Source organism: Curvibacter sp. GW821-FHT09D12, assembly GCF_059416245.1.
In genome coordinates this window covers 181,089-204,081 of sequence record NZ_JBWKOU010000005.1, presented here as the reverse complement: position 1 = coordinate 204,081, position 22,993 = coordinate 181,089, and the positions used below count along the sequence as shown (strand labels likewise).

Below are 22,993 nucleotides of genomic sequence, written 5' to 3'. Positions count from 1 at the left end.
ATGTGTTCCCTCAAGCCTTCTTGTCTTCGCCGATCAGCAGGCGCGTATCGGACAGGTACATGTGAGGAGGCACCGGCAGGTTGTCCGGTGCCGGCTTGTTCTTGAACACACGCCCGGCCAGGTCAAAGGTCGAACCGTGGCAAGGGCAGAGGAACCCCCCCTCCCAGTTGTCGGGCAGCGAGGGCTGCGGACCCGGGGTGAACTTGTCAGACGGCGAGCAGCCGAGGTGGGTGCAGATGCCCACCACCACCAGCACTTCCGGCTTGATCGAGCGGGTCGTGTTGCGCGCGTACTCGGGCGTGAATTCGTCGGGATGGCGCTCAGACTTCGGGTCTGCCAGTTGGCCGTCGAGCTTGGAAAGCTCAGCCACCATCTCTGGTGTGCGCTTCACGATCCACACGGGTTTGCCCCGCCACTCGGCCGTCATCTTCTCGCCAGGCTTGAGGTTGGAAATATCCACCTCGACAGCGGCACCCGCCGCCTTGGCCTTTTCAGAAGGAGACAAAGTACTCACGAAGGGAACGGCGGTTGCAACGCCGCCCACGGCACCAGCACAGGTTGAGGCGATCAGCCACGTCCTCTTGCTGGAGTCGATCCGCTGGGTGTCGACTGGGGTGTCACTCATGGGGTTGTTCCTCGATGAACATCGCTTATTTGGGTCAACCGCGGATTGTACCGGAGGGCCTCTCGTAAATTCAACGCGCTTTTGCCACGTGTATCGTCCCGGAGAATGTGCATAAATACCGAGAAATCAGGGCAAACCCTTGGATTACCCCCTGCATATCGTAAAGACTGTGCAGAATTGATACTCAGCCGCCCGCGGCAAAAAAATTCATACAAAGCAAACAAAGGAAACTTTCCATGAGCATCGTCAAGGAATTCAAAGAATTCGCCATCAAAGGCAATGTGATTGACCTGGCTGTCGGCGTGATCATCGGCGGCGCCTTCGGGAAGATCGTCGACTCGGTGGTGGCTGATCTGATCATGCCGGTGGTCGGACTGGTGTTTGGCAAGCTCGATTTTTCAAATCTCTATATTGCCTTGGGTCAAATTCCAGCAGGCACGTCCGACACGCTGGAAGGCCTCAAGAAAGCCGGTGTGCCTGTTTTTGCGTATGGGCATTTCATCACCGTGGCGGTGAATTTCCTGATCCTGGCTTTCATCATTTTCATGATGGTCAAACAAATCAACCGCCTGAAGCGTGAAACACCGACCGAAGCGCCGGTCGAAGCCGCGCCGGCCGCCCCTGCTGAAGATATTGTCTTGCTGCGCGAAATTCGCGACAGCCTGCGCAAGTAAGCCCCCCCCACGAAGCCCCGGACAACCAGGCCGCCCAGGTCGCCTGACACCTTGCGGCGCGACCTCGCTCAGGCGTGGATCAGGCGCCGGGCCATGCGCAGCGCCTCGATCAAGCTGGACGGGTCGGCCTGCCCTGTGCCGGCGATGTCGAATGCGGTTCCATGATCAGGACTGGTGCGCACCAGAGGCAAGCCCAAGGTCACGTTGACCCCCTCCTCCACCCCCAGGTATTTGACCGGTATCAGCCCCTGATCGTGGTACATCGCCACCACCACATCGAACTCGCCACGCCGGGCTCGCATGTACACCGTGTCGGGGGCCACTGGTCCCACAACCTGCATCCCCTGTGCACGAGCGGCCTGCACGGCGGGCTCGATGATGTCCAGCTCCTCGCGCCCAAACATTCCACCCTCTCCCGCATGCGGGTTCAGGCCTGCCACCGCGATGCGGGGCGCCCTGCCCAACACGCGCCGCAATGATTCCTGGGTGATTCGCAGGGTGTCCAGCACGTTGTCGTAGGTCACCGCATCGATGGCCTGGCGCAGCGAGACATGGATGCTCACCAGCACGGTTCGCAGTTCCTGATTGGCCAGCATCATGCGAACCGGCATTGCCTCCAGTCCCACCCCAGCATGGGCCGCCGCTTCAGCCTGCAAAAGTTCGGTGTGCCCCGGAAACGACACGCCCGCCGCGTGCAGTGCCTCTTTGTGCAACGGCGCCGTCACCATGGCGGCCACCGCCCCACGCAAAGCCGCCCGGGCCGCCCAAAGGACAGCTTCAGCCGCCTGACGGCCTGCCTGATCACTGACCCGCCCCCATTCAGGCAGGCCGTTCGGCATGGGGGTCCCAGGATCGATCACCGGCAGGCAGCGCGGTGGGCACTGCGCCAGATCGGCCGGCTCGGAAAGCACCACGACCGGCACCGTTGCCTGCCCACCGCCACGAGCCTGCCGCACCACCTGAGCGGCCCGACGCAGCACTTCCGGCTGCCCCACGACCAGAACGCCCATCATGAGCGACGGCTCAAGCTCAAACGCTTTGACGATGGTCTCGGGCCCGATGCCGGCCGGGTCGCCCTGAGTCAAGGCCAACCAGGGCCCATGGGCAGGAACGCTGGCCACTGCGGGGGGTGAATCAGACATGTGCGAGTGCCTTTCAGGCGGGGTTGTCAATGTCGATGAAGTGATGTGGAACACCCAGTTGGCGGGCCACCTCACCCGCCAGCGCGGGGGCTCCATAGCGTTCGGTGGCATGGTGTCCAGCGGCGAGGTACGCCACCCCGGTCTCGCGGGCGTAATGGGCCTGCGGCTCGGAGATCTCTCCGGTGATGAAAGCATCCGCCCCGGCCGCAATGGCCGCTTCAAAATAGCTTTGGGCCCCGCCGGTGCACCAGGCCACCCGCCTCACCGGGCGACCATCCCCCGGCACCCAGGTCACGGGTCGCCCCAGTGCGGTTTCTACCCGCTGCGCCAGGGCCGCGCCTTCCAGGGCACCCAGCGGCGCCATCCAACCCAGGTTCTGCTCACCAAAACAGGGAGCCCCGCCCTCCAAGCCCAGCACCCGCCCCAGTTGGGCGTTGTTACCCCATTCCGGATGCGCATCCAGTGGCAGGTGATAGGCCAGCAGGTTGATGTCGTGGGCCAACAACCTCTGCAGGCGTTGCTTCATCCAGCCGGTGACGCGCCCGTCCTGCCCACGCCAGAACAGACCGTGGTGCACCAGAATGGCGTCAGCTCCGGCAGCAATGGCGGCTTCAATCAGGGCCAGGCTGGCCGTGACGCCGGACACCAGCCGCCGCACCTCTTGACGCCCCTCCACTTGCAGGCCATTGGGGCCATAGTCCTTGAAGCGCTCGGGCTGCAGCAAGGCATCGCAGGTCTGCAGCAAGGTGTGTCGGTCAGTACTCATGCACCGAATTGTCTCAGAGCCTGTTCACGATCTCCCACGGGTCGCGCAGCGGTCTTTTCGGGATGGAATGCAAGGCATGGTGCGCCGTCGATCGCCCTGCTATCGACTGTGCGCCGCAACGCCGCAGACCGCCTGAAAAGACCACGGCCCGAAGGGTTGGAGCGACATCGGGCCCGAACTCGGATTTGTGGCGCCCCGCCCGATTGCGCGCCAACGCGGCCCGTGCGAGATCGTGAGCAGACTCTGATTTGCGCGTCATCCTGCGACCCATGGCTTGAGTGACAATAGCAGTCCAACTTCACCCGCCAGCCCGGATTCCGCCCGCTCCAGCCCCATCTGGGGGGCCCGGTCGACGCCCACCACACCCCATTCATGAAGCGCATCTGGCAGCTCTTTTCTCAAACCGTCACCGTGGTTCTGGCCGCCTATTTCGTGGTCGCCACGCTCCAACCCCAATGGCTGAACCGCGGCCCTCTGCGTGTGGGCACCATGGGTGTCGCGTTGCTGGAGGCACCGCCCTCCCCGGCCGGCAGCACCGCTCCGGGCAGCCTCAGTGGCGCCGCCCGCAAGGCTTCGCCAGCGGTGGTCAGCATCAACACCAGCAAGATCAGCCGCCAGCCTCGCAGCAGTGATCCCTGGTATCAGTTCTTTTTCGGCGACCAGGGCGCAACCCAGCAACAGAGTGGACTGGGCAGCGGCGTGATCGTCAGCACCTCAGGCTACATCCTCACCAACAACCATGTGGTCGAATCAGCCGATGAGATCGAGGTCACCCTCAACGACAGCCGCACCACCCAGGCTCGGGTCATCGGCACCGATCCCGACACCGATCTGGCGGTTCTGAAGATCGACGTCGACAGGTTGCCGACGATTGTGCTGGGCAATTCGGACTCGCTGCAGGTCGGAGACCAGGTATTGGCCATCGGCAATCCCTTCGGCGTCGGGCAAACCGTGACCGGCGGCATCGTGAGTGCGCTAGGACGCAATCAGCTGGGCATCAACACCTTCGAGAACTTCATCCAGACCGACGCGGCCATCAACCCAGGCAATTCGGGTGGCGCGCTCGTCGACGTGTACGGCAATCTGCTGGGCATCAACACCGCCATCTATTCACGCTCAGGCGGCAGCATGGGCATCGGTTTTGCCATCCCGGTGTCCACCGCGCGCCAGGTGCTCGACAGCATCATCAAGGACGGACGGGTCACACGAGGCTGGATTGGGGTCGAGCCGAATGAGCTGTCCGCGGAATTGGCCGAGACCTTCGGCATCCAGCCCGTCCCGGGCGTGATCATCACCGGCGTGCTGCAAAACGGCCCCGCGGCCCAGGCGGGCATCCGGCCCGGCGATGTGATCACGCAGGTGGGGGGCCAGGCCGTGCGCAGCGTGCCCGAACTGTTGTCACGTGTCTCGGGGCTGCCGCCCGGACAATCAACCCCTTTCAGCCTGCTGCGCCAAGGCAAAACACTGCAAGCCGAGGTGGTTCCGGGCGTGCGCCCCAAAGCCCACCCCGCGGCCCGGCGCTGAACAACAGGCGGCCATCAATAGACCCAAAGAAAAGGGGGCCGATACCGGCCCCCTTTTCTTTGACTGGATTCAGCTCTGTCGAGCTGCCTGCACATCACGTCCCTTCAGAGGCCGCCGCTTCGTCCTCGGCAACCGGGGCTTTGGTGGCCTTGACGAAAGCCTGAGCCGCCAGAATCCCGACCTCGTACAGCCCCCCCACCACCGCGAGCAGCATGAGCATCGAGCCAGCATCCGGGGGCGTCACCAAGGCCGTGCCAACCGCCGCAGCCACCCAGAAGTAACCGCGGTACTGGCGCAATTGCGATGTGCTGACCACGCCCATGCGCACCAGCAGAATCACCGCCACGGGCACCTCGAAGGCCAGACCAAAGGCCAGGAACATGCCCAGCACAAAACTCAGGTACTCCTCGATGTCAGGCGCTGCCGTGATCGATTTGGGTGCAAAGCTCTGGATGAAGGAAAACACCTTGCCAAACACGAAGAAGTAGCAAAAAGCCACCCCCACCAGGAACAGCAAGGTGCTGGAGATGACCAGGGGCAACACCAGCTTCTTCTCATGCGAATAAAGGCCGGGCGCCACAAAGGCCCAGACCTGGTAGAGGACGTAAGGCAAGGCGATCAGAAAGGCTGCCATGAACAGGATCTTGATCGGCACCACAAACGGCGACACCACGTTGGTAGCGATCAGGGTAGCGCCCTTGGGCAGGTAAGCCACCAACGGTGCCGCCAGCAGGTCATACAGCTCGCCGGCCCCTGGGTAGAAGGCCAAGGCCAGCGCAACCACGCCGACAGCGATCAACGCGCGCACCAGACGATCGCGCAGCTCCATCAGGTGCTGCACAAAAGGCTGCTCGGTGCCAGCCAGCTCGTCATCTTGTTGGGGGGATTCGGACATGGTGGATGGTGATAGGGAGGAAGACCCCCGGACCGGGACTCGGGCCGAGCAGAAGATTGAATGTACCGGTCGTGCTTGCCGGCACGGGCTCAATTGAACTTGCGCGGCCGATACCGGGCCACCCGGGCCGCCCCAGACAAGGCCTTGGTACGCACGCCGCTGCGCGCCTTGTACCACTGCGGCGTGGCGCCCCGCTTGACGCGCCAGTTCTTGCCGGGATGCCGGTACACCGGGGCTGCCGGCTCCACTGAACTTTCCAGGGCGGCATCGGTGGTTTCACGCCAGCTTTCCTCGAACTCTCGGGTGCTGGTGTGGATCGAATTCTCCACATCGCGCGCAGCACTCTCGACGGTGTCCTTCATCTTGCGAAGCTCGTCGAGCTCCATCGAACGATTGACCTCGGCCTTGACGTCATTCACGTAACGCTGGGCCTTGCCTAGCAGGGTGCCCACGGTGCGCGCCACGCGCGGGAGCTTCTCAGGGCCGATGACGATCAAAGCCACCGCGCCGATCAGCGCCATTTTGGAAATGCCAAGGTCAATCATGAAGGGATCTGTCCATTAAAAAGCGCTAGCGCCCAAGGCCGGCTGGGGCTGCATCACAACCCGCCGGAAAGTCCGGGATCAGCCCCGGGCAAGCACTTGAAACTCAGGACTTGGTCTTGGCTTCAACGTCGATCGTTGTCTTTTCTGCGACACCTTGGGCCACTTGGGCGGCCGGAGCAGCCGCTGCGGGCGGGGTCGCCTCGGAGGTGCCCCCCTCTTTCATGCCGTCCTTGAAGCCTTTCACGGCGCCCCCCAGGTCAGAGCCGATGTTCTTGAGCTTCTTGGTGCCGAACACCATCACCACGATCAACAGCACGATCAACCAGTGCCAAATAGAAAACGAACCCATGGATTTCTCCTGAAGAATTGACTGGATTTTAGACGCCGATGGCGAACCCCTGGGCGCAGGGGCTCAAGTATCACCCCCGCAGCCAAGGCCGCGGACCACCCATGACATGGACGTGGAGATGATGCACCTCCTGCCCCCCCTCGGCACCCGTGTTGGTCACGATGCGGAAACCGCCCTGCGGATAAGGGTTGCATCCCTGCTCCATGGCCAGTTTGGGCGCCAGCGTCATGATCTTGCCAAGCAGAGAAGCATGTTCCGCGCCCACATGGGCCATCGACGGGATGTGCAGCTTCGGAATGATCAGAAAATGGACAGGCGCCCAAGGCGCGATGTCATGAAAAGCAAACAGGTCTTCATCCTCGAAAACCTTGCGCGACGGGATCTGACCCGCAACGATCTTGCAGAAAATGCAATTGGCATCCACCGACATCCGAGCACTCCATGGGTTGCTGGGCGTCACCTGCGCCTGGTTTGACACCAGACGGCGTGGCAAGCGCCCCAAAAATCAGCCCTCCGGCCAGACTGGGCCGAGAGCGAAAACACATTCATTGTCAGGGCCGGACCAGGGGCACGTCCGACCATCCAGCGTCAGGCCTGATCGGCCTCACGGGACTGCACCTTGCGCAAGGCCTTCTCCTCGATGCCGCTGGTGCCTTCACGGCGCTCCAGTTCGGCAATCACATCCAGCGGAGACAGCCCATAGTGCGCCAGCGCGATCATCGAGTGAAACCACAGGTCGGCCACCTCATAGACGATCTTGCTGCGATCGCCACCGTGGTCCGCGTCCTTGGCAGCCATCACGGTCTCGGTCGCCTCTTCACCGATTTTCTTGAGGAAAGCGTCGGGCCCTTTGTGCAGCAGACGAGCGACATAGCTTTTGTCCGGATCGCCGCCCTGCTCAGGCTTGCGGCTCTCGATCACGGCGGCCAGGCGGGCCAGGGAATCATTGGAACTCATGGGTACGCACGTCACTTGTAAATGGATTCAGGGTCTTTCAGGACAGGATCGACCGCCGTCCAGCCGGCCTTGGCGGCATCGTATTGCTGGAAGAAACAGCTGTGCCGCCCGGTGTGGCATGCAATGCCGGGCTCATGACCTTGCTGCGTGACCTTCAGAAGCACCACATCGTTGTCGCAATCCAGCCGGATGTCGTGCACCGTCTGCACATGGCCAGACTCCTCACCCTTGAACCAAAGGCGCTGGCGTGAACGGCTGTAGTAAACCGCTCGACCCAGCTCAGCCGTCTTTTGCAGGGCTTCGCGGTTCATCCAGGCGAACATGAGCACATCGTTGCTGCCTTGCTCCTGGGCGATCACGGGCACCAGGCCCTGGGCATCCCACTTGACTTCATCTAACCAGTTCATGGGGTCCATTGTCGATGATTTGGAAAAGCCCACCCCCGGGTTGCGGGCGGTGGGCAGGCGTCAGAGGCCGTGGACGACCTCAGAGACGCACCGGAATGCCACGTTCTGCCATGCGCGCCTTGGCCTGGGCCACCGTGAACTCACCGTAGTGGAAGATGCTGGCCGCGAGCACCGCATCGGCCCCGCCCTGCTGCACACCGTCAGCCAGGTGGTCGAGATTGCCCACACCACCCGAGGCGATGACGGGTACGCTGACCGCATCGGCCACGGCACGGGTGAGGGCCAGATCAAAGCCCGCCTTGGTACCGTCGCGGTCCATGCTGGTCAGCAGGATTTCGCCGGCACCGCGGCGAGCCATCTCGCTGGCCCATGCCACCGCATCCAGACCGGTGTTCTTGCGCCCGCCGTGGCTGTAGACATCCCAACCTTCGCCGCGCGCCAGCAGGTCTTCGCCATGACGGCGCTTGGCATCGATGGCCACCACGATGCACTGCGCGCCATAGCGTGCCGAGGCGTCACTGATGACTTGCGGGTTGGCGATGGCGGCCGAGTTGAAGCTGGTCTTGTCGGCACCCGCGTTGAGCAGGCGACGCACATCCTCGACCGTGCGCACCCCACCGCCGACGGTCAGTGGAATGAACACCTGGGAGGCCACTGCCTCGATGATGTGAAGAATCAGGTCGCGCCCATCACTGGTGGCGGTGATGTCCAGAAAGGTCAGTTCGTCGGCGCCCTGCTCGTTGTAGCGGGCCGCGATTTCAACCGGATCGCCTGCATCACGCAGTTCGACGAAATTGACACCTTTGACGACCCGACCACCGGTCACGTCCAGACAGGGGATGATGCGCTTGGCCAGCATCAGTTGCGCCCGTTCAGTTCGTCGGCGCGAGCCTGGGCAGCCGCAAAGTCGAGATCGCCCGAATAAATCGCACGACCACAGATCACACCTTCAACGCCTTCGCCCTCGACGGCACACAACTGTTCAATGTCAGCCATGTTCGACAGGCCGCCCGAGGCAATGACGGGAATGGTCAGGGCCTGGGCCAGCTTGACGGTCGCGTCGATGTTGATGCCCGAGAGCATGCCGTCACGCCCGATGTCGGTGTAGATGATGGATTCCACACCCCAATCTTCGAATTTCTTGGCCAGATCAACCACTTCATGACCCGTGAGCTTGCTCCAGCCATCGGTGGCCACTTTGCCATCCTTGGCGTCCAGCCCCACGATGATGTGACCGCCAAATGCGGTGCAGGCATCTTTCAGAAAGCCCGGATTCTTGACGGCTGCCGTGCCGATGATCACGTAACGGAGACCGCCGTCGATGTACTTCTCGATGGTGTCCAGATCGCGGATGCCCCCCCCCAATTGAACCGGAATGTCATCGCCCACCGCCTTGAGGATGGACTTGATGGCCGAATAGTTCTGGGGCTTGCCGGCAAAGGCGCCATTGAGGTCGACCAGGTGGAGGCGGCGGGCGCCCTGGTTGACCCAGTTCAGGGCCATGGCAGCAGGGTCTTCACCAAAGGTGGTGGCCTGGTCCATGTCACCTTGCTTGAGGCGCACGCAGTGGCCGTCTTTGAGATCGATCGCGGGAATGAGTTGCATGGTGCTGTGAGCAGCGTAGGGTGCAGCGGAAAAGTCAGGGATTCCAGTGAAGGAAGTTGTGGTAGAGCGTCAGGCCGTGGCTTGCACTCTTTTCGGGGTGGAACTGGGTCGCAAAAATATTATCGCGGGCAATGGCTGCGGTAAAGCGCCCGCCGTAGTCCGCTTCGCCCACACTGTGGCGCCCGTCGGACGGACGCGCATAGAAACTGTGCACGAAATAGAAATAACTGTTGTCAGGCACGTCGGCCCACAAAACGTGCGGCTGGGTCTGGGCGACCTGATTCCAGCCCATCTGCGGGACCTTGAAGCGACTGCCATCAGGCTGCAAACGACCGGCGAGGTCGAATTTGACCACCTCACCGTGGATCAGTCCCAGGCCAGGCGTGTCCCCCTCGGCGCTGTGGTCCAGCAGCATCTGCATGCCCACACACACGCCGAACATCGGCTTGGTGGCGGCGGCCTCCAGCACAGCCTCGAGCAGGCCCGATTCGCGCAGTTCGCGCATGCAGTCGGGCATGGCCCCCTGGCCAGGCAGCACCACGCGGGTGGCGGCACGCACCTCTTCGGGGCGCGAGGTGATGATCACCTTCACACCCGAGCGGTCGGCTGCAGCCTGGACGGCCTGTGACACCGAGCGCAGATTGCCCATGCCGTAGTCGACCACGGCCACGGTATTAGCGACTGGATTCATGACTCAATTTCTTTGACAAGGAGAGGGTGGCAGCATTTCAGTGCCGCAACCGGGTCATCACATCAGAGCGAACCCTTGGTGGACGGGATCACGCCAGCCGAGCGGGGATCCAGCTCGAGTGCCGACCGCACAGCCCGGGCAAACGCCTTGAAGATCGTTTCACACTGATGATGGGCATTGACACCCTTGAGATTATCAATGTGCAGGGTCACGCCAGCATGGTTGACAAAACCCTGGAAAAACTCAAATGCCAGTTGCGTATCGAAAGCACCGATCATGCCACTGGTGAACTTCACGTCCATGTGCAGGCCAGGCCGCCCCGAAAAATCAACCACCACCCGCGACAAGGCTTCGTCCAGGGGGACGTAGGCATGGCCGTAGCGGCGAATGCCTTTTTTATCACCCACCGCACGGGCGAAGGCCTGGCCCAGGGTGATGCCCACATCCTCCACGGTGTGGTGGCCGTCGATGTGCAGATCGCCACCACAATCGATGTCAAGGTCGATCAGGCCGTGTCGGGCGATCTGGTCGAGCATGTGATCAAAAAAGCCGATGCCGGTGTTGAGCTTGGACAGACCCGACCCGTCCAGGTTGACGCGCGCACGGATGCGCGTCTCGGCGGTGTTGCGGGTGACTTCGGCGGTGCGCTCGCAAGAAGCGGCAGGGACAAGTGCGGAGGAGGTCATAGAGAGGCCTGGAAAGCCGCCAGCATGCGTGCGTTGTCGTCGGCAGAGCCGACCGTCAGGCGCAGGCAGTTGGCCAGCAAAGGATGCATTTTAGAAACGTTCTTGATCAGCACGCCGAGGGAGCGCATGCCTTCGAAGGTCTTGAGCGCATCGGGCACGCGCACCAGGATCATGTTGGCATCGCTGTCCCAAGCCTTGACCCCGGGCCATGCGCGCAAGGCCGACAGCAACAGGCCGCGCTCGCGGCGCAGTGTGGCGGCCTGCTCGGCAAAGACCTCGGCATGTTCAAGAGCGAACAGCGCGCACTCGCAGTTGAGCACGCTGATGTTGTAGGGCGGGCGCACTTTGTCGATTTCAGCGATCAGCTCGGCCCGCCCCATCATGTAGCCCAAACGGATACCGGCCAGGCCAAACTTGCTCAGGGTGCGCATCAACAGCACATGGTCATTGGCCTCAGGGTGCGCCGTGATCTCACTGAGCCAGCTGTGGCTGGCAAAGGGTTGGTAGGCCTCGTCCATGACCACCAGACCGCCCTGCGCGCCCACCGCCGCGATCAGCCGGCGCATGGTTTCGACGTCCCAGAGGTTGGCCGTGGGGTTGTTGGGGTAGGCCAGGTAGGTGATGGCCGGCCGGTGCTCCGCAATGGCCGCCAGCATGGCGGCCTCGTCGAGTTCGAAATCGGCCGTCAGCGGCACACCGACAAAACGCAATCCCTGCAACTGGGCGCTCATGGCGTACATCACAAAGCCGGGCAGGGGCGCCAGGATGGTCGCGCCGGGCACGTCGCAGGCCAGGGCCAGCAAAGAGATCAGCTCATCCGAGCCATTGCCCAACATCAGGGCATGGCCCTCGGGCAGGCCGGCGTGGCGGCCCAAGGCCGCCTTCAGATCATTGACGCGATCACCCGGGTAGCGATTGACGGCCAGGCTGCCCAGCCGCTGCCCCAGCGCGGCCTGCAGTGGTTCGGGCAGGCTGAACGGGTTCTCCATGGCATCCAGCTTGAGCTGGCCGCGTGCGTCCTGCACTGCATAGGCGTGCATGGACTGCACATCCTGACGGATGTTGGCCAGAGCGCGAACGAGGTGGGGGGTATTTGAGGTCATGGGGTCAGGCGCGGGGCGTTTTGAGCCGCATCTCAGCAGCCTGGGCGTGGGCCTGCAGCCCTTCGCCGTAGGCCAGTTCGGCCGCGATCAGGCCCAGGGTCTGGGCACCGGCTTCACTCACTTCGATCAGGCTGCTGCGCTTCTGGAAGTCGTACACGCCCAGGGGTGAGCTGAAGCGGGCCGTGCCACTGGTCGGCAGCACATGGTTTGGCCCGGCGCAATAGTCGCCCAGCGACTCACTGGTGTAGGCCCCCAGGAAGATGGCACCGGCGTGCTTGAGCATGGGCTCCCAACGGTGCGGTTCTCGGCTGGACACTTCCAGGTGCTCGGGCGCGATTCGGTTGCTGATGGCACAGGCCTCTTCCATGCTGCGGGTGTGGATCAGTGCACCGCGATCGCTCAGCGACTTGGCGATGATCGCCGCGCGTGGCATGGTGGGCAGCAGGCGATCGATCTCGCGCTGGACGGCCTCGATGTAGGCCGCATCGGGGCACAACAGGATGCTTTGGGCCAATTCGTCGTGTTCGGCCTGACTGAACAGGTCCATGGCCACCCAGTCGGCGGGCGTGCTGCCATCGGCCAGCACCAGGATTTCACTGGGGCCGGCGATCATGTCGATGCCCACGGTGCCGAACACCCGCTTCTTGGCACTGGCCACATAGGCATTGCCCGGGCCCGTGATCTTGTCGACCTTCGGCACCGTGGCCGTGCCATACGCCAGCGCAGCCACGGCCTGGGCTCCCCCGAGGGTGAAAGCCCGGGTGACGCCTGCCACATAGGCGGCTGCCAGCACCAGCGGGTTCTTTTCGCCCTTGGGCGTGGGCACCACCATGATGATCTCGCCCACGCCAGCCACATGGGCCGGGATGGCGTTCATCAGCACGCTGGAGGGGTAGGCCGCCTTGCCACCGGGCACATAGATGCCCACACGGTCCAGCGGAGTGACCTTCTGGCCCAGCAGAGTGCCTTCTTCATCACGGTAGCTCCAGCTTTCGCCTGAGGCCTTTTTCTGCGCCTCGTGGTAGCTGCGCACACGACGGGCCGCCTGCTTCAGCGCCTGGCGCTGGACTTCGGGCAGGCCATCAAAAGCGGCCTTCAGTTCAGCCTGGGTCAACTCCAGGGCCGCCATGTCGGTCACGCTCAGGCCGTCGAAACGCTGGGTGTACTCGATCACGGCGGCGTCACCACGCTGCTGCACGTCGGCCAGGATGTCGGCCACGCGCTGTTCGATGGCCGCATCGGTGTCGGCAGACCAGTGCAAGCGGGCCTTGAAGTCAGCCTCGAAAGAGGCCGATTCGGTCGACAGGCGAAGGGGGGCGGCTTGCAGGGTCATGGCGAGGGGCTCCGGGGCGAGGGGTTCTTCTTCAAAGGATCAGTCGGCTTTCACGGCACCGGCAAAGGCGTCGATGATGCGGCGGATGGGGGCTTGCTTGAGCTTGAGTGCCGCCTGGTTGACCACCAGACGCGAGCTGATGTCCATGATGCGCTCCACCTCCACCAGGTGGTTGGCCTTCAGGGTGCTGCCGGTGGACACCAGATCGACGATGGCGTCAGCCAGGCCCGTGAGCGGCGCCAGTTCCATGCTGCCATAGAGCTTGATCAGATCGACGTGAACGCCCTTGGTGGCAAAGAAGTCACGGGCAATCGAGGTGTACTTGGTGGCCACACGCAGGCGCGAGCCCTGCTTGACGACGCCCGCGTAATCGAAATCGGCCCGCACGGCCACACTCATGCGGCAGCGCGCGATGCGCAGGTCCAGCGGCTGGTACAGGCCCTGGCCGCCGTGCTCGATGAGGGTGTCCTTGCCGGTCACGCCGAGGTCGGCGCCGCCGTACTCGACATAGGTGGGCACATCGGTGGCGCGCACCAGCACCACGCGAACATCAGGCTGGTTGGTGGGCAGGATCAGCTTGCGGGATTTTTCAGGGTCTTCGGTGACCTCGATGCCGGCGGCTGCGAGCAGCGGCAGCGTTTCGTCAAAGATGCGGCCTTTGGAGAGGGCGAGCGTAATCATGTGTCTGGTCTTTCCCCGGGGTCAGCGGATTCGTTCGATGTCGGCACCCAGGCCGCGCAGTTTTTCTTCCATGCGATCGTAGCCACGGTCGAGGTGGTAGATGCGGTCCACCACGGTCTCGCCCTCGGCCACCAGACCGGCAATCACCAGGCTGGCCGAAGCACGCAGATCCGTGGCCATGACCTGGGCCCCCGACAGGCGCGGTACGCCCTCGATGATCGCCACCTTGCCATCGGTCTGGATGTGGGCGCCCAGTCGGACCAGTTCGTCCACGTGCATGAAGCGGTTCTCAAAAATCGTCTCGGTCACCCGCGACACACCGCCCGAGACGCAGTTCAGCGCCATGAACTGCGCCTGCATGTCGGTCGGGAAGCCCGGGTACTCGGTGGTGCGAAAGCTCTGGGCCTTGCAGTAGCTGGCCGCAGGCCCTGGGGCCTGGACGCGGATGCCGCCCTCATGGGCCGTGACCGAGGCACCCGCCTGGATCAGCTTCTCGATCACCGCGTCAAGGTGCTCGGCACGGCCATGGCGCAGGAACACATCGCCGCCCGTGGCCGCCACGGCACACAAAAAGGTACCGGCCTCAATGCGGTCGGCCACCACCGCGTGACGCGCACCGTGCAGACGCGGAACGCCCTGAATGCTGATGCGGCTGCTGCCCTGGCCTTCGATGCGGGCACCCATGGCGATCAGCATCTCGGCCAGGTCCTGGATCTCGGGCTCCTGGGCGGCGTTTTCAAGCACCGTCTCGCCCTCGGCCAAGGTGGCGGCCATGAGGAAATTCTCAGTGCCGGTGACGGTCACCATGTCGGTGGTGATGCGGGCGCCCTTCAACCGGGTCTGACCTGCGGGCAGGCGGGCCACCATGTAGCCATGCTCGACCTGGATGTCGGCCCCCATGGCCTGCAGGCCCTTGATGTGCTGATCCACCGGACGCGACCCGATCGCACACCCGCCAGGCAAGGACACCCGGGCACGACCGAAGCGGGCCAGCAAAGGGCCCAGCGCGAGCACCGAGGCCCGCATGGTCTTGACCAGTTCGTAAGGTGCCTCAGGCTGGGTGAGCGCGGAGGCGTCCAGACGCACCGTGCCCTGCTCGCTCTGCTCGGCCAGCACGCCCATGTGGCGAATGAGCTTGAGCATGGTCGCCACGTCCTGCAGGCGGGGCACGTTGTCCAGGGTGACAGGCTCCTCGGTCAGCAAGGCGGCGCACAGTTCGGGCAAGGCCGCGTTCTTGGCACCGGATACAAGGGCTTCACCATTCAGGGAACGGCCGCCGCGGATGAGGAGTTTGTCCATCAGGGGTTGAAAGGGTCAGAGGGCGTGAGCTTGGCTCCAGAGCACCGGCGGTGGTGTCCAGGCGCTCAGCGCGGCTGGGCAGCCCACTCCGCGGGCGTGAAGGTCTTCATGGACAAGGCGTGGACCTCGTCGGTGCGTATTTTCTCACCGAGCGTGGCATAGACCCGCTGATGGCGCTGGATTGCGCGCTTGCCTTCGAATTCGGCCGACACGATGGTGGCGTACCAATGGCGGCCGTCGCCCTCGACCACGAGGTGGTCGCAATTCAGGCCGGCGGCAATGATTGTTTGAAGATCGTCAGAAGTCATGGTGGGAGGCAAATGGGTTGGAGACAACGCCCCGGACAACCCGTGGGCGCGGGCCGTCAGGATGCGGCTCAGCTGCGAATCTTGTAACCAGTGCGCAGCAGGTGCAGTGCAATGCCACAGATGACCAGCCAGGCACTGCCGACGAGGGCCAGACTGAGCCAGGGCGACACATCACTGACCCCGAAGAATCCGTAACGGAAGCCGTCGATCATGTAGAAAAACGGGTTCAGATGGCTGACCTGCTGCCAGAACGGAGGCAGCGAATGGATCGAATAGAACACGCCTGACAGAAAGGTCATGGGCATGATCACGAAGTTCTGGAATGCGGCCATCTGATCGAACTTCTCGGCCCACAGTCCGGCGATCAGACCCAGCGCGCCGAGCATCGAGGCGCCCAGCGCCGCAAACACGACGATCCAAAGCGGCGCCACGAAACCCGGCAAGGCAAACACCGAGGTGACGATCAAAACCCCCAGGCCCACCACCAGGCCGCGCACCATCGAGGAGCCGACATAGGCCACAAACCAGGCACGGTGCGACAGCGGGGTCAGCAGCAAAAACACCAGATTGCCCATGATCTTGCTCTGGATCAGCGAGGAAGAGCTGTTGGCAAAGGCGTTCTGCAGCACGCTCATCATCACCAGCCCCGGGATCAGAAAGGCGGTGTACGACACCCCCTCATGCACCTGGACGCGCTCATCAAGGACATGGCCGAAAACCATCAGGTACAGCACCGCCGTGAGCACCGGCGCGGCCACCGTCTGAAAGCTGACCTTCCAGAAGCGCAGCACCTCCTTGTAGAGCAGGGTTTGCCAGCCGTTCATGCTGCCACCTCCTGCGCGGTCTGGCGGCTGCCCGCCATGACGCTGATGAAGACATCCTCCAGGTCGGCCTTGCGCACCTCGATATCCTCGACCACCAGACCCGACTCCCGCACCAGGGCCAGGCTGCGCTCGATGTCAGCGGCATCGTGCACCGCCAACTGGACGATGCGCCCGGTGACCCGGGCCTGCGCCTGCAAAGAGGCCGGCAATTCGCCATCCACCTTGAAACGCAGCACATTGCCCGAGGCCCGGCTCAGCAGCTCGGAGGTGCGCTCCAGGGCCACCACCCGGCCTTGCTTGAGCATGGCCAGGCGCCCGCACAGGGCTTCGGCTTCGTCGAGGTAGTGGGTGGTCAGCAAAACGGTGTGGCCCTGCTTGTTGAGGCGGGCAATGAACTGCCACAGGGTCTGACGCAATTCCACGTCGACGCCGGCAGTGGGCTCATCGAGCACGATGATGGGGGGCCGATGCACCAGGGCCTGGGCCACCAGCACACGGCGTTTCATGCCACCCGATAGCTGGCGCATGTTCGACTTGGCCTTGTCGGCCAGGCCCAGACTCTCCAGCAGCTCATCGATCCAGGCATCGTTGTTCTTCACACCGAAATAGCCCGATTGGATTTTCAGTGACTCACGCACCGAGAAGAACGGATCGAACACCAGTTCCTGGGGCACGATGCCCAGGCGACGCCGGGCTTCAGCGTAGTCGACCTGAACATCTGCCCCCTGCACCAGCACTCGCCCCGAACTGGCACGAGCGAGCCCCGCAAGAATGCTGATCAAGGTGGTCTTGCCCGCGCCGTTGGGGCCGAGCAGGCCGAAGAATTCCCCTTCTTCGATGTCAAAGCTGACATCGTTCAAGGCCTGGAAAGGCCCGCGGGGGGTGGAGAAGGTCTTGGAGACCGATTGGAATGAGACTGCAGGCATGGAGACTTGGGATTTTAAGCCCAGGGCTCGCAACGCTGTTCCCTGAGACCTGCGGCCCCGACAAGGCGCAGGGTCATGCCATGCTGAATTCAGGCGGCCGGCAGCAGTTCGCCGACGCCGTAAAGCTGGGCCAGCGTGGCCAGCCGAGGGTGCAGCCCCTGCACCGCAAAGGTCTTGCCCAGGGCCAGCGCCTCGCGCCGGCAACCCAGCAGCACCGCCAAGGCTGAAGAATCAAACACGGTGGTGGCCGAGGCATCAGCCACCACCTGCGGTTCGGCATGCCGCCGCAGGGTTTGCACCAGCATGCCCAGGCAAGCCCCGGCCTGGGCGTGAGTCAATTCGGCAGGCAGGACCAGCACCATCAGCCCTTCTTGGCGTTGTTGGCCTTGTTGCGCTCAGTCAGGGTGGCGATCAGGCCGTCGATGCCCTTGGCATTGATTTCCTGGGCAAACTGACTGCGGTAGGTCTCAACCAGCCACACCCCCATCACATTGAGGTTGTAGATCTTCCAGCCAGCGCCCACGCCAGGGGTCTTCTCGAGGCGGTAATCGAGCTGGATCGGGTCCCCCTTACCACGCACCTCGCTGCGCACCACGACATCGGTATCGTCAGCTGCCGCACGCAGGGGCTTGATGGAAATGGACTGGTCAGACACTTGCGCCAGCGCGCCCGAATAGGTGCGCACCAGCAAGGTCTTGAACTCTTCCTGCAGACGGGCCTTCTGCTCGGCCGAGGCCTGGCGCCAGGCTGGGCCCACCGCAGCAGCCGTCATGCGCGGGAAGTTCACATTCGGCATGATCTTGGTGTCGACCAGCGCCACCAGCTTGGCCGTGTCGCCGCCTTGAATGGCCTTGTCGGTCTTGATGGTGTCGAGCACGTCAGTGGACAGCTGCTTGATCAGCGCATCCGGAGCTTCGTCGGCAGCCAGGGCGGTCAGAGGAAGTGCCAGGGACAGGGCACCGGCCGCGGCCACCAGCCATGCGCCAAGAGTACGTCGTTGCATAGAAATCCTTTCAAAGCGGCATCAGCCACGGAGTGATAACGGTTCAGACCCGGCGGCGGACGACAAACGGTCCGCGCACCCGGTCAACCTCACGGAAGCGGTTCGGGTGGCAGCGCGCCATCGTCCTCATCGGGACGGCCCCGGCCATGCAGGCGTTCGTTGTCGCGCAGTTGCAGGTAGACGTCACGGGTGAAGGAGTATTTGTCCAGGGCCGCCTCGTCGAGCACACGGCTGGCCCCCAGCAGATTGGAGCGGATCGACACCACACGCAGGGCATAAAGCGAGTTGCGAGTGGGCACGTGGTCGATGTGCGTCACGACGTCACCCTTCCAGATGATCGGTAGGGCCACGGTGTCGCGCAAGGTGGACGGGCCCAGGATGGGCAGCACGATGTACGGCCCGGTGGGCACGCCATAGCGCGCCAGGGTTTGCCCGAAATCCTGCTTGTGCTGTTCGATCTGCATCTCGCTGGCGATGTCCAGCGTGCCCCCCAGCCCAAAGATCGTGTTGAAGCCAAAGCGCAAAGCCGTGTCGGCCGAACCCTTCAAATCGAGCTGCAACACGTTGTTGACGAAGGACCAGACTTCACCGAGGTTGGAGAAGAAGTTGTTCACCCCCGTGCGCACCAGCGAAGGGGTGACCTCCCGGTAGGCGGTGGCCACCGGCTTGAACACCGCACTGTCCACGGCATCGTTGAAGCGCGACATGTCGCGGTTGAAGGGCTCCAGCGGGTCACGCGGGTTTTTGCCCGGGCCGGTGGCACAGCCAGCCAGCACGGCCAAGATCACCGCAGCCATGGCCATGCGCAGCCATCCTCCAGCGCGGTTCAAATTCATATTTTTAGGATCGTCACTCATTTTTACTTTTTAGCTCCGTTGGCCGGCGTTGAAGGGCCGTCTGCAGCCTTGCTGTACAAGAACTGGCTGATCAGGTTCTCCAGGACCACGGCCGATTGCGTCGTTCCGATCTTGTCGCCCGGTGCCAGGTTCTTCTCGTCAGCGCCCGCCTCGATTCCGATGTACTGCTCGCCCAACAGGCCAGCCGTCAAAATCTTCAACGAGCTGTCCTTGGGGAAGGCATAGCGATTTTCCAGGGCCAAGGCCACCTGGGCCTGGAAGGACTTGTCGTCGAAAACAATCGACTCCACGCGACCGACCACCACCCCTGCGCTCTTGACAGCGGCTTTGGGCTTGAGCCCGCCAATATTGTCGAACTTCGCAGTGACCCTGTAGGTGGACTGGAAATTCAGGCTCAGCAGATTGGCCGACTGCAGTGCCAGAAACACCACCGCACCCAGACCCAGCAGAACGAACAGACCTACCCAGATATCATTTTTGGAGCGTTGCACAACACTCTCCTTTGCTACGTCGAGGGTCGGCCAGACAGCCAACCCGGTTGAATCTCAAACACTGAACATCAGTGCGGTCAGAATGAAGTCCAGGCCCAACACGGCCAGCGATGCCACGACCACGGTACGGGTGGTGGCACGCGACACCCCTTCGGGCGTGGGCATGGCCTCAAAGCCCTGCAGCAGGGCCGTGAAGGTCACGGTGAAACCAAACACCACGCTCTTGATCACGCCATTGCCCACATCGGACCACACATCGACCCCGCCCTGCATCTGACTCCAGAACGAGCCCGAATCGACCCCGATCAGAGGCACTGCAATCACCCAGCCACCGATCACGCCCACGGCACTGAACACCGCGGTGAGCAAGGGCAAGGTGATGACGCCCGCCCAGAAACGCGGCGCCAGAATGCGGCGCACCGGATCGACTGCCATCATTTCCATGGCACTGAGTTGCTCGCCGGCCTTCATCAGGCCGATCTCTGCCGTGAGCGAGGTGCCGGCGCGCCCGGCAAACAGCAAGGCCGTGACCACGGGGCCCAGTTCGCGCACCAGAGACAGCGTGACCAACTGCCCCAGGGCTTCGGACGACCCGTAGCGCTGCAAGATGTTGAAGCCCTGCAGACCCAGCACAAAGCCGATGAACAGGCCGGACACCGCAATGATGGCCAGGGAATAGTTGCCCAGGAAATGGATCTGATCGCGCACCAGGCTGAAACGACGCATGCAGGCGCCAAAGTCCAGTACCAGGCGGGCAAACAGACGGGCGCCGTGGCCGATCGCAGCCAGTTGCCGGCGCGTGGCCAGCCCGACATCGGCAGGGTTGAACCAACTCATGCCCTGCCCCCCTGGCCTGGGCCAAAGTCATCGGCCACGCTGGGGCCCGGGTAATGGAAACGCACCGGCCCTTCAGGCAGGGCATTGACGAACTGGTGCACCAGCGGATCGTCGCTGTGTCGCACCTCATCAGGTGTGCCCTGGGCCACGATGCGGCCATTGGCCAGCACGATGACCTTGTCGGCAATGTGGAAGGTCTCGTCAAGATCGTGCGAAACAATGATGCTGGTCAGGCCCATGGCGTCATTGAGCTCGCGGATCAGGCGCGCGGCCGTGCCCAGCGAGATCGGGTCCAGTCCTGCAAAAGGCTCGTCATACATGACCAACTCCGGGTCAAGCACGATGGCGCGCGCCAGAGCGACGCGCCGAGCCATGCCGCCCGAGACTTCGCTCGGCATCAGATCACGGGCGCCGCGCAAGCCCACGGCATTGAGCTTCATCAGCACGATGTCGCGAATCAGGGCTTCAGGCATGTCGGTGTGTTCACGCAGGGGGAAGGCCACGTTGTCGAACACGCTGGAGTCGGTGAACAGCGCCCCGAACTGGAACAACATGCCCATGCGGCGACGCACCTTGTACAGCCCCGCCAGATCGAGCTGCGCCACGTTCTGGCCATCAAAGCTCACCTCGCCGGCCTGGGGCCGAACCTGGCCACCGATCAGGCGCAGCACGGTAGTCTTGCCGCCGCCCGAGGCGCCCATCAAGGCCGTGACTTTGCCACGTGGAATGGTCAGCGAAACGCCGTCCAGAATGACACGCTCCCCATACCCGAAGGTCAGGTCGCGCAATTCGACTAAAGAAGGGGTAGGTGTGGAGGACATGAAGCAAAAACGCCGGACGGGGCCCGGCGGTTCTGAATCATAAAGGATCCGGGTGAACACTTGGTCAAGCCCGGATTGACCCTCAGATACAACAACGCTCCCACCAGGGGAGCGTTGTTGATTCACCTCTTGTGAATGAGGCTGGTCAGCCTGACGATCAGCGTGGCAGGTCGCTGAAGCCCATCAAGAACTCATCCACGGCGCGAGCGGCCTGGCGCCCTTCGCGGATGGCCCAGACCACCAGCGACTGGCCGCGGCGAATGTCGCCTGCAGCGAAAACCTTGGCCACGTTGGTGGCGTAACCGCCGGTGAACTCGGTGCTGGCCTTGGCGTTGCCACGGGCGTCCTTGTCGACACCGAAACCGTCCAGGATGGTGGCCACCGGGTTCACGAAGCCCATGGCGAGCAGGACCAGGTCAGCCTTGTATTCTTTCTCGGTGCCCGGAATCTCGACCAGCTTGCCGTCCTTGAACTCGACATGCACCGTCTTCAGGCCGGTGACCTTGCCCTTGTCGCCGATGAACTCCTTGGTGGAGATGGCGAACTCACGGGTGCAGCCTTCGTCGTGGCTGGAGCTGGTGCGCAGCTTCAGCGGCCAGTAAGGCCAGGTCAGCGGACGGTTTTCCACTTCGGGCGGCTGGGGCATGACCTCGAACTGGGTCACGCTGGCCGCGCCGTGGCGGTTGCTGGTGCCCACGCAGTCGCTGCCGGTGTCACCGCCACCGATCACGATGACATGCTTGCCCTCGGCGCGCAGTTGGCCCTTGAGTTTGTCGCCCGCATTGACCTTGTTCTGCTGGGGCAGGAATTCCATCGCGAAATGGATGCCGTCCAGGTCACGCCCCGGCACGGGCAGATCGCGAGACTGCTCAGAGCCGCCGGTCAGCAGCACAGCATCAAAATCCTTCTTGAGCTGCTCGGGGCTGATGGTTTCCTTGGCCCAGTTGGTCACCTTGGAACCTTCGGGCATCTTGCCCACCAGCACGCTGGTGCGGAGGGTCACGCCTTCGGCCTCCAACTGCTTGGCGCGGCGGTCGATGTGCGACTTTTCCATCTTGAAGTCAGGAATGCCATAGCGCAGCAAGCCGCCGATGCGGTCGTTCTTTTCGAACAGGGTCACATCGTGGCCGGCGCGTGCCAGTTGCTGGGCGGCGGCCATGCCGGCGGGGCCAGAGCCCACGACAGCCACTTTCTTGCCCGTCTTGTGCTTGGCCGGACGGGGCTGCACCCATCCCTCGGCCCAGGCGCGGTCGATGATCGCGTGCTCGATCGACTTGATGCCCACGGCGTCGTCGTTCACATTCAGCGTGCAAGCAGCTTCGCAAGGCGCCGGGCAGATGCGGCCCGTGAACTCAGGGAAGTTGTTGGTGCTGTGCAGCACTTCGATGGCGTTCTGCCAATCGCCGCGGTACACGAGGTCGTTGAAGTCCGGAATGATGTTGTTGACCGGACAGCCGTTGTTGCAGAACGGCGTGCCGCAATCCATGCAGCGTGCACCCTGCACCTTGGCTTGCGACTCGTCCAGGCCGACGACGAATTCCTTGTAATGCTTCAGGCGCTCGGCAACGGGCTTGTAGCCCTCTTCGATGCGCTCAAATTCCATGAAGCCAGTGACTTTTCCCATGATGTCTGAGTCCTTGATTC

At 63.1% G+C, this 22,993-nt stretch carries 29 protein-coding genes; 2 read left to right on the top strand and 27 right to left on the bottom strand.

Annotated elements, in window-relative coordinates:
• Window positions 1–10: 10 nt before the first annotated feature.
• Window positions 11–625 (bottom strand): ubiquinol-cytochrome c reductase iron-sulfur subunit, encoded by a 615-nt coding sequence (petA, locus tag AC07PT_RS10370; RefSeq protein ID WP_492347271.1) that lies wholly within the window; start codon window positions 623–625, stop codon window positions 11–13.
• Window positions 626–861: 236 nt separating this feature from the next.
• Here petA and mscL point away from each other — a divergent pair, with 236 nt between their 5' ends.
• Complete coding sequence (gene mscL / locus AC07PT_RS10365) at window positions 862–1,299, top strand: large conductance mechanosensitive channel protein MscL (RefSeq protein WP_494656625.1); 438 nt, start codon at window positions 862–864, stop codon at window positions 1,297–1,299.
• A 68-nt stretch (window positions 1,300–1,367) separates the two neighbouring features.
• Here the strand turns inward: mscL and pdxA are convergent, their stop codons facing one another.
• The gene (gene pdxA / locus AC07PT_RS10360; protein ID WP_494656624.1) at window positions 1,368–2,441 is read right to left on the bottom strand and encodes a 4-hydroxythreonine-4-phosphate dehydrogenase PdxA; all 1,074 of its coding nucleotides are present in this window, start codon (window positions 2,439–2,441) and stop codon (window positions 1,368–1,370) included.
• Between the two features lie 13 nt (window positions 2,442–2,454).
• The gene (locus AC07PT_RS10355; RefSeq protein WP_494656623.1) at window positions 2,455–3,207 is read right to left on the bottom strand and encodes a Nif3-like dinuclear metal center hexameric protein; all 753 of its coding nucleotides are present in this window, start codon (window positions 3,205–3,207) and stop codon (window positions 2,455–2,457) included.
• Between the two features lie 372 nt (window positions 3,208–3,579).
• Here AC07PT_RS10355 and AC07PT_RS10350 point away from each other — a divergent pair, with 372 nt between their 5' ends.
• Window positions 3,580–4,731 (top strand): trypsin-like peptidase domain-containing protein, encoded by a 1,152-nt coding sequence (locus AC07PT_RS10350; protein ID WP_492347275.1) that lies wholly within the window; start codon window positions 3,580–3,582, stop codon window positions 4,729–4,731.
• A gap of 94 nt (window positions 4,732–4,825) precedes the next feature.
• Here the strand turns inward: AC07PT_RS10350 and tatC are convergent, their stop codons facing one another.
• The 24 genes from tatC to AC07PT_RS10230 form a co-directional block, all read right to left on the bottom strand.
• On the bottom strand, window positions 4,826–5,626 hold the full coding sequence (gene tatC / locus AC07PT_RS10345) for a twin-arginine translocase subunit TatC (RefSeq protein ID WP_492347276.1): 801 nt from the start codon (window positions 5,624–5,626) through the stop codon (window positions 4,826–4,828).
• Between the two features lie 89 nt (window positions 5,627–5,715).
• A complete protein-coding gene (gene tatB, locus AC07PT_RS10340; protein WP_492347277.1) occupies window positions 5,716–6,171 on the bottom strand; it encodes a Sec-independent protein translocase protein TatB in 456 nt (151 codons plus the stop codon).
• A gap of 103 nt (window positions 6,172–6,274) precedes the next feature.
• A complete protein-coding gene (gene tatA / locus AC07PT_RS10335; protein WP_492347278.1) occupies window positions 6,275–6,520 on the bottom strand; it encodes a Sec-independent protein translocase subunit TatA in 246 nt (81 codons plus the stop codon).
• A gap of 70 nt (window positions 6,521–6,590) precedes the next feature.
• On the bottom strand, window positions 6,591–6,950 hold the full coding sequence (locus AC07PT_RS10330) for a histidine triad nucleotide-binding protein (protein ID WP_492347279.1): 360 nt from the start codon (window positions 6,948–6,950) through the stop codon (window positions 6,591–6,593).
• Window positions 6,951–7,108: 158 nt separating this feature from the next.
• Window positions 7,109–7,477, bottom strand: a complete 369-nt coding sequence (locus AC07PT_RS10325; protein WP_492347280.1) for a phosphoribosyl-ATP diphosphatase — start codon at window positions 7,475–7,477, stop codon at window positions 7,109–7,111.
• An 11-nt stretch (window positions 7,478–7,488) separates the two neighbouring features.
• Window positions 7,489–7,893, bottom strand: coding sequence for a phosphoribosyl-AMP cyclohydrolase (gene hisI / locus AC07PT_RS10320; protein ID WP_492347281.1), 405 nt, complete (start codon window positions 7,891–7,893; stop codon window positions 7,489–7,491).
• Between the two features lie 70 nt (window positions 7,894–7,963).
• On the bottom strand, window positions 7,964–8,743 hold the full coding sequence (hisF, locus tag AC07PT_RS10315; protein WP_492347282.1) for an imidazole glycerol phosphate synthase subunit HisF: 780 nt from the start codon (window positions 8,741–8,743) through the stop codon (window positions 7,964–7,966).
• Window positions 8,743–9,489 (bottom strand): 1-(5-phosphoribosyl)-5-[(5-phosphoribosylamino)methylideneamino]imidazole-4-carboxamide isomerase, encoded by a 747-nt coding sequence (hisA, locus tag AC07PT_RS10310; RefSeq protein WP_492347283.1) that lies wholly within the window; start codon window positions 9,487–9,489, stop codon window positions 8,743–8,745. Before hisA ends, hisF begins: the two co-directional genes overlap by 1 nt.
• Window positions 9,490–9,523: 34 nt before the next feature.
• Entirely contained in the window at window positions 9,524–10,180 is a 657-nt protein-coding gene (hisH, locus tag AC07PT_RS10305; protein WP_494656622.1) for an imidazole glycerol phosphate synthase subunit HisH, read from the bottom strand.
• Between the two features lie 62 nt (window positions 10,181–10,242).
• Complete coding sequence (gene hisB, locus AC07PT_RS10300; RefSeq protein ID WP_019576132.1) at window positions 10,243–10,866, bottom strand: imidazoleglycerol-phosphate dehydratase HisB; 624 nt, start codon at window positions 10,864–10,866, stop codon at window positions 10,243–10,245.
• Complete coding sequence (gene hisC, locus AC07PT_RS10295) at window positions 10,863–11,969, bottom strand: histidinol-phosphate transaminase (protein ID WP_492347285.1); 1,107 nt, start codon at window positions 11,967–11,969, stop codon at window positions 10,863–10,865. Before hisC ends, hisB begins: the two co-directional genes overlap by 4 nt.
• Before the next feature lie 4 nt (window positions 11,970–11,973).
• Entirely contained in the window at window positions 11,974–13,302 is a 1,329-nt protein-coding gene (gene hisD, locus AC07PT_RS10290) for a histidinol dehydrogenase (RefSeq protein ID WP_494656621.1), read from the bottom strand.
• A 39-nt stretch (window positions 13,303–13,341) separates the two neighbouring features.
• A complete protein-coding gene (hisG, locus tag AC07PT_RS10285; protein ID WP_019576135.1) occupies window positions 13,342–13,983 on the bottom strand; it encodes an ATP phosphoribosyltransferase in 642 nt (213 codons plus the stop codon).
• A gap of 21 nt (window positions 13,984–14,004) precedes the next feature.
• Entirely contained in the window at window positions 14,005–15,282 is a 1,278-nt protein-coding gene (gene murA / locus AC07PT_RS10280; protein ID WP_494656620.1) for a UDP-N-acetylglucosamine 1-carboxyvinyltransferase, read from the bottom strand.
• A 65-nt stretch (window positions 15,283–15,347) separates the two neighbouring features.
• Complete coding sequence (locus tag AC07PT_RS10275; protein ID WP_492347288.1) at window positions 15,348–15,590, bottom strand: BolA family protein; 243 nt, start codon at window positions 15,588–15,590, stop codon at window positions 15,348–15,350.
• 68 nt (window positions 15,591–15,658) lie between these two features.
• Entirely contained in the window at window positions 15,659–16,414 is a 756-nt protein-coding gene (locus AC07PT_RS10270; protein ID WP_494656619.1) for an ABC transporter permease, read from the bottom strand.
• Window positions 16,411–17,340 carry an ABC transporter ATP-binding protein gene (locus AC07PT_RS10265; RefSeq protein WP_492347290.1) on the bottom strand — a complete coding sequence of 310 codons (930 nt, stop codon included), beginning with the start codon at window positions 17,338–17,340 and terminating at the stop codon, window positions 16,411–16,413. Before AC07PT_RS10265 ends, AC07PT_RS10270 begins: the two co-directional genes overlap by 4 nt.
• Before the next feature lie 89 nt (window positions 17,341–17,429).
• A complete protein-coding gene (locus tag AC07PT_RS10260) occupies window positions 17,430–17,699 on the bottom strand; it encodes an STAS domain-containing protein (RefSeq protein ID WP_492347444.1) in 270 nt (89 codons plus the stop codon).
• Between the two features lie 2 nt (window positions 17,700–17,701).
• Window positions 17,702–18,343 carry an MlaC/ttg2D family ABC transporter substrate-binding protein gene (locus AC07PT_RS10255; RefSeq protein WP_492347291.1) on the bottom strand — a complete coding sequence of 214 codons (642 nt, stop codon included), beginning with the start codon at window positions 18,341–18,343 and terminating at the stop codon, window positions 17,702–17,704.
• Between the two features lie 89 nt (window positions 18,344–18,432).
• On the bottom strand, window positions 18,433–19,179 hold the full coding sequence (locus AC07PT_RS10250) for an MlaA family lipoprotein (RefSeq protein WP_494656618.1): 747 nt from the start codon (window positions 19,177–19,179) through the stop codon (window positions 18,433–18,435).
• Window positions 19,180–19,202: 23 nt separating this feature from the next.
• A complete protein-coding gene (gene mlaD, locus AC07PT_RS10245; protein ID WP_492347445.1) occupies window positions 19,203–19,691 on the bottom strand; it encodes an outer membrane lipid asymmetry maintenance protein MlaD in 489 nt (162 codons plus the stop codon).
• Window positions 19,692–19,745: 54 nt separating this feature from the next.
• The gene (mlaE, locus tag AC07PT_RS10240; RefSeq protein WP_494656617.1) at window positions 19,746–20,528 is read right to left on the bottom strand and encodes a lipid asymmetry maintenance ABC transporter permease subunit MlaE; all 783 of its coding nucleotides are present in this window, start codon (window positions 20,526–20,528) and stop codon (window positions 19,746–19,748) included.
• Window positions 20,525–21,349: an ABC transporter ATP-binding protein gene (locus AC07PT_RS10235; protein ID WP_492347294.1), complete on the bottom strand. Its 825-nt coding sequence runs from the start codon at window positions 21,347–21,349 to the stop codon at window positions 20,525–20,527. The genes mlaE and AC07PT_RS10235 overlap by 4 nt, the downstream gene beginning before the upstream one ends.
• Window positions 21,350–21,506: 157 nt before the next feature.
• Window positions 21,507–22,973, bottom strand: a complete 1,467-nt coding sequence (locus AC07PT_RS10230) for a glutamate synthase subunit beta (RefSeq protein ID WP_492347295.1) — start codon at window positions 22,971–22,973, stop codon at window positions 21,507–21,509.
• Window positions 22,974–22,993 lie beyond the last annotated feature (20 nt).

Coding starts and splice junctions, on each gene's coding strand:
- hisG (WP_019576135.1), bottom strand. CDS start 13,983: ATGATTACGCTCGCCCTCTCCAAAGGCCGCATCTTTGACGAAACGCTG.
- AC07PT_RS10325 (WP_492347280.1), bottom strand. CDS start 7,477: ATGAGTTCCAATGATTCCCTGGCCCGCCTGGCCGCCGTGATCGAGAGC.
- AC07PT_RS10235 (WP_492347294.1), bottom strand. CDS start 21,349: ATGTCCTCCACACCTACCCCTTCTTTAGTCGAATTGCGCGACCTGACC.
- petA (WP_492347271.1), bottom strand. CDS start 625: ATGAGTGACACCCCAGTCGACACCCAGCGGATCGACTCCAGCAAGAGG.
- AC07PT_RS10270 (WP_494656619.1), bottom strand. CDS start 16,414: ATGAACGGCTGGCAAACCCTGCTCTACAAGGAGGTGCTGCGCTTCTGG.
- murA (WP_494656620.1), bottom strand. CDS start 15,282: ATGGACAAACTCCTCATCCGCGGCGGCCGTTCCCTGAATGGTGAAGCC.
- AC07PT_RS10250 (WP_494656618.1), bottom strand. CDS start 19,179: ATGAATTTGAACCGCGCTGGAGGATGGCTGCGCATGGCCATGGCTGCG.
- hisI (WP_492347281.1), bottom strand. CDS start 7,893: ATGGACCCCATGAACTGGTTAGATGAAGTCAAGTGGGATGCCCAGGGC.
- mscL (WP_494656625.1), top strand. CDS start 862: ATGAGCATCGTCAAGGAATTCAAAGAATTCGCCATCAAAGGCAATGTG.
- hisD (WP_494656621.1), bottom strand. CDS start 13,302: ATGACCCTGCAAGCCGCCCCCCTTCGCCTGTCGACCGAATCGGCCTCT.
- hisF (WP_492347282.1), bottom strand. CDS start 8,743: ATGCTGGCCAAGCGCATCATCCCCTGTCTGGACGTGACCGGTGGTCGG.
- hisB (WP_019576132.1), bottom strand. CDS start 10,866: ATGACCTCCTCCGCACTTGTCCCTGCCGCTTCTTGCGAGCGCACCGCC.
- hisC (WP_492347285.1), bottom strand. CDS start 11,969: ATGACCTCAAATACCCCCCACCTCGTTCGCGCTCTGGCCAACATCCGT.
- hisA (WP_492347283.1), bottom strand. CDS start 9,489: ATGCAACTCATTCCCGCGATCGATCTCAAAGACGGCCACTGCGTGCGC.
- hisH (WP_494656622.1), bottom strand. CDS start 10,180: ATGAATCCAGTCGCTAATACCGTGGCCGTGGTCGACTACGGCATGGGC.
- AC07PT_RS10330 (WP_492347279.1), bottom strand. CDS start 6,950: ATGTCGGTGGATGCCAATTGCATTTTCTGCAAGATCGTTGCGGGTCAG.
- AC07PT_RS10255 (WP_492347291.1), bottom strand. CDS start 18,343: ATGCAACGACGTACTCTTGGCGCATGGCTGGTGGCCGCGGCCGGTGCC.
- tatB (WP_492347277.1), bottom strand. CDS start 6,171: ATGATTGACCTTGGCATTTCCAAAATGGCGCTGATCGGCGCGGTGGCT.
- tatC (WP_492347276.1), bottom strand. CDS start 5,626: ATGTCCGAATCCCCCCAACAAGATGACGAGCTGGCTGGCACCGAGCAG.
- AC07PT_RS10265 (WP_492347290.1), bottom strand. CDS start 17,340: ATGCCTGCAGTCTCATTCCAATCGGTCTCCAAGACCTTCTCCACCCCC.
- AC07PT_RS10275 (WP_492347288.1), bottom strand. CDS start 15,590: ATGACTTCTGACGATCTTCAAACAATCATTGCCGCCGGCCTGAATTGC.
- AC07PT_RS10355 (WP_494656623.1), bottom strand. CDS start 3,207: ATGAGTACTGACCGACACACCTTGCTGCAGACCTGCGATGCCTTGCTG.
- AC07PT_RS10350 (WP_492347275.1), top strand. CDS start 3,580: ATGAAGCGCATCTGGCAGCTCTTTTCTCAAACCGTCACCGTGGTTCTG.
- AC07PT_RS10230 (WP_492347295.1), bottom strand. CDS start 22,973: ATGGGAAAAGTCACTGGCTTCATGGAATTTGAGCGCATCGAAGAGGGC.
- pdxA (WP_494656624.1), bottom strand. CDS start 2,441: ATGTCTGATTCACCCCCCGCAGTGGCCAGCGTTCCTGCCCATGGGCCC.
- tatA (WP_492347278.1), bottom strand. CDS start 6,520: ATGGGTTCGTTTTCTATTTGGCACTGGTTGATCGTGCTGTTGATCGTG.
- mlaE (WP_494656617.1), bottom strand. CDS start 20,528: ATGAGTTGGTTCAACCCTGCCGATGTCGGGCTGGCCACGCGCCGGCAA.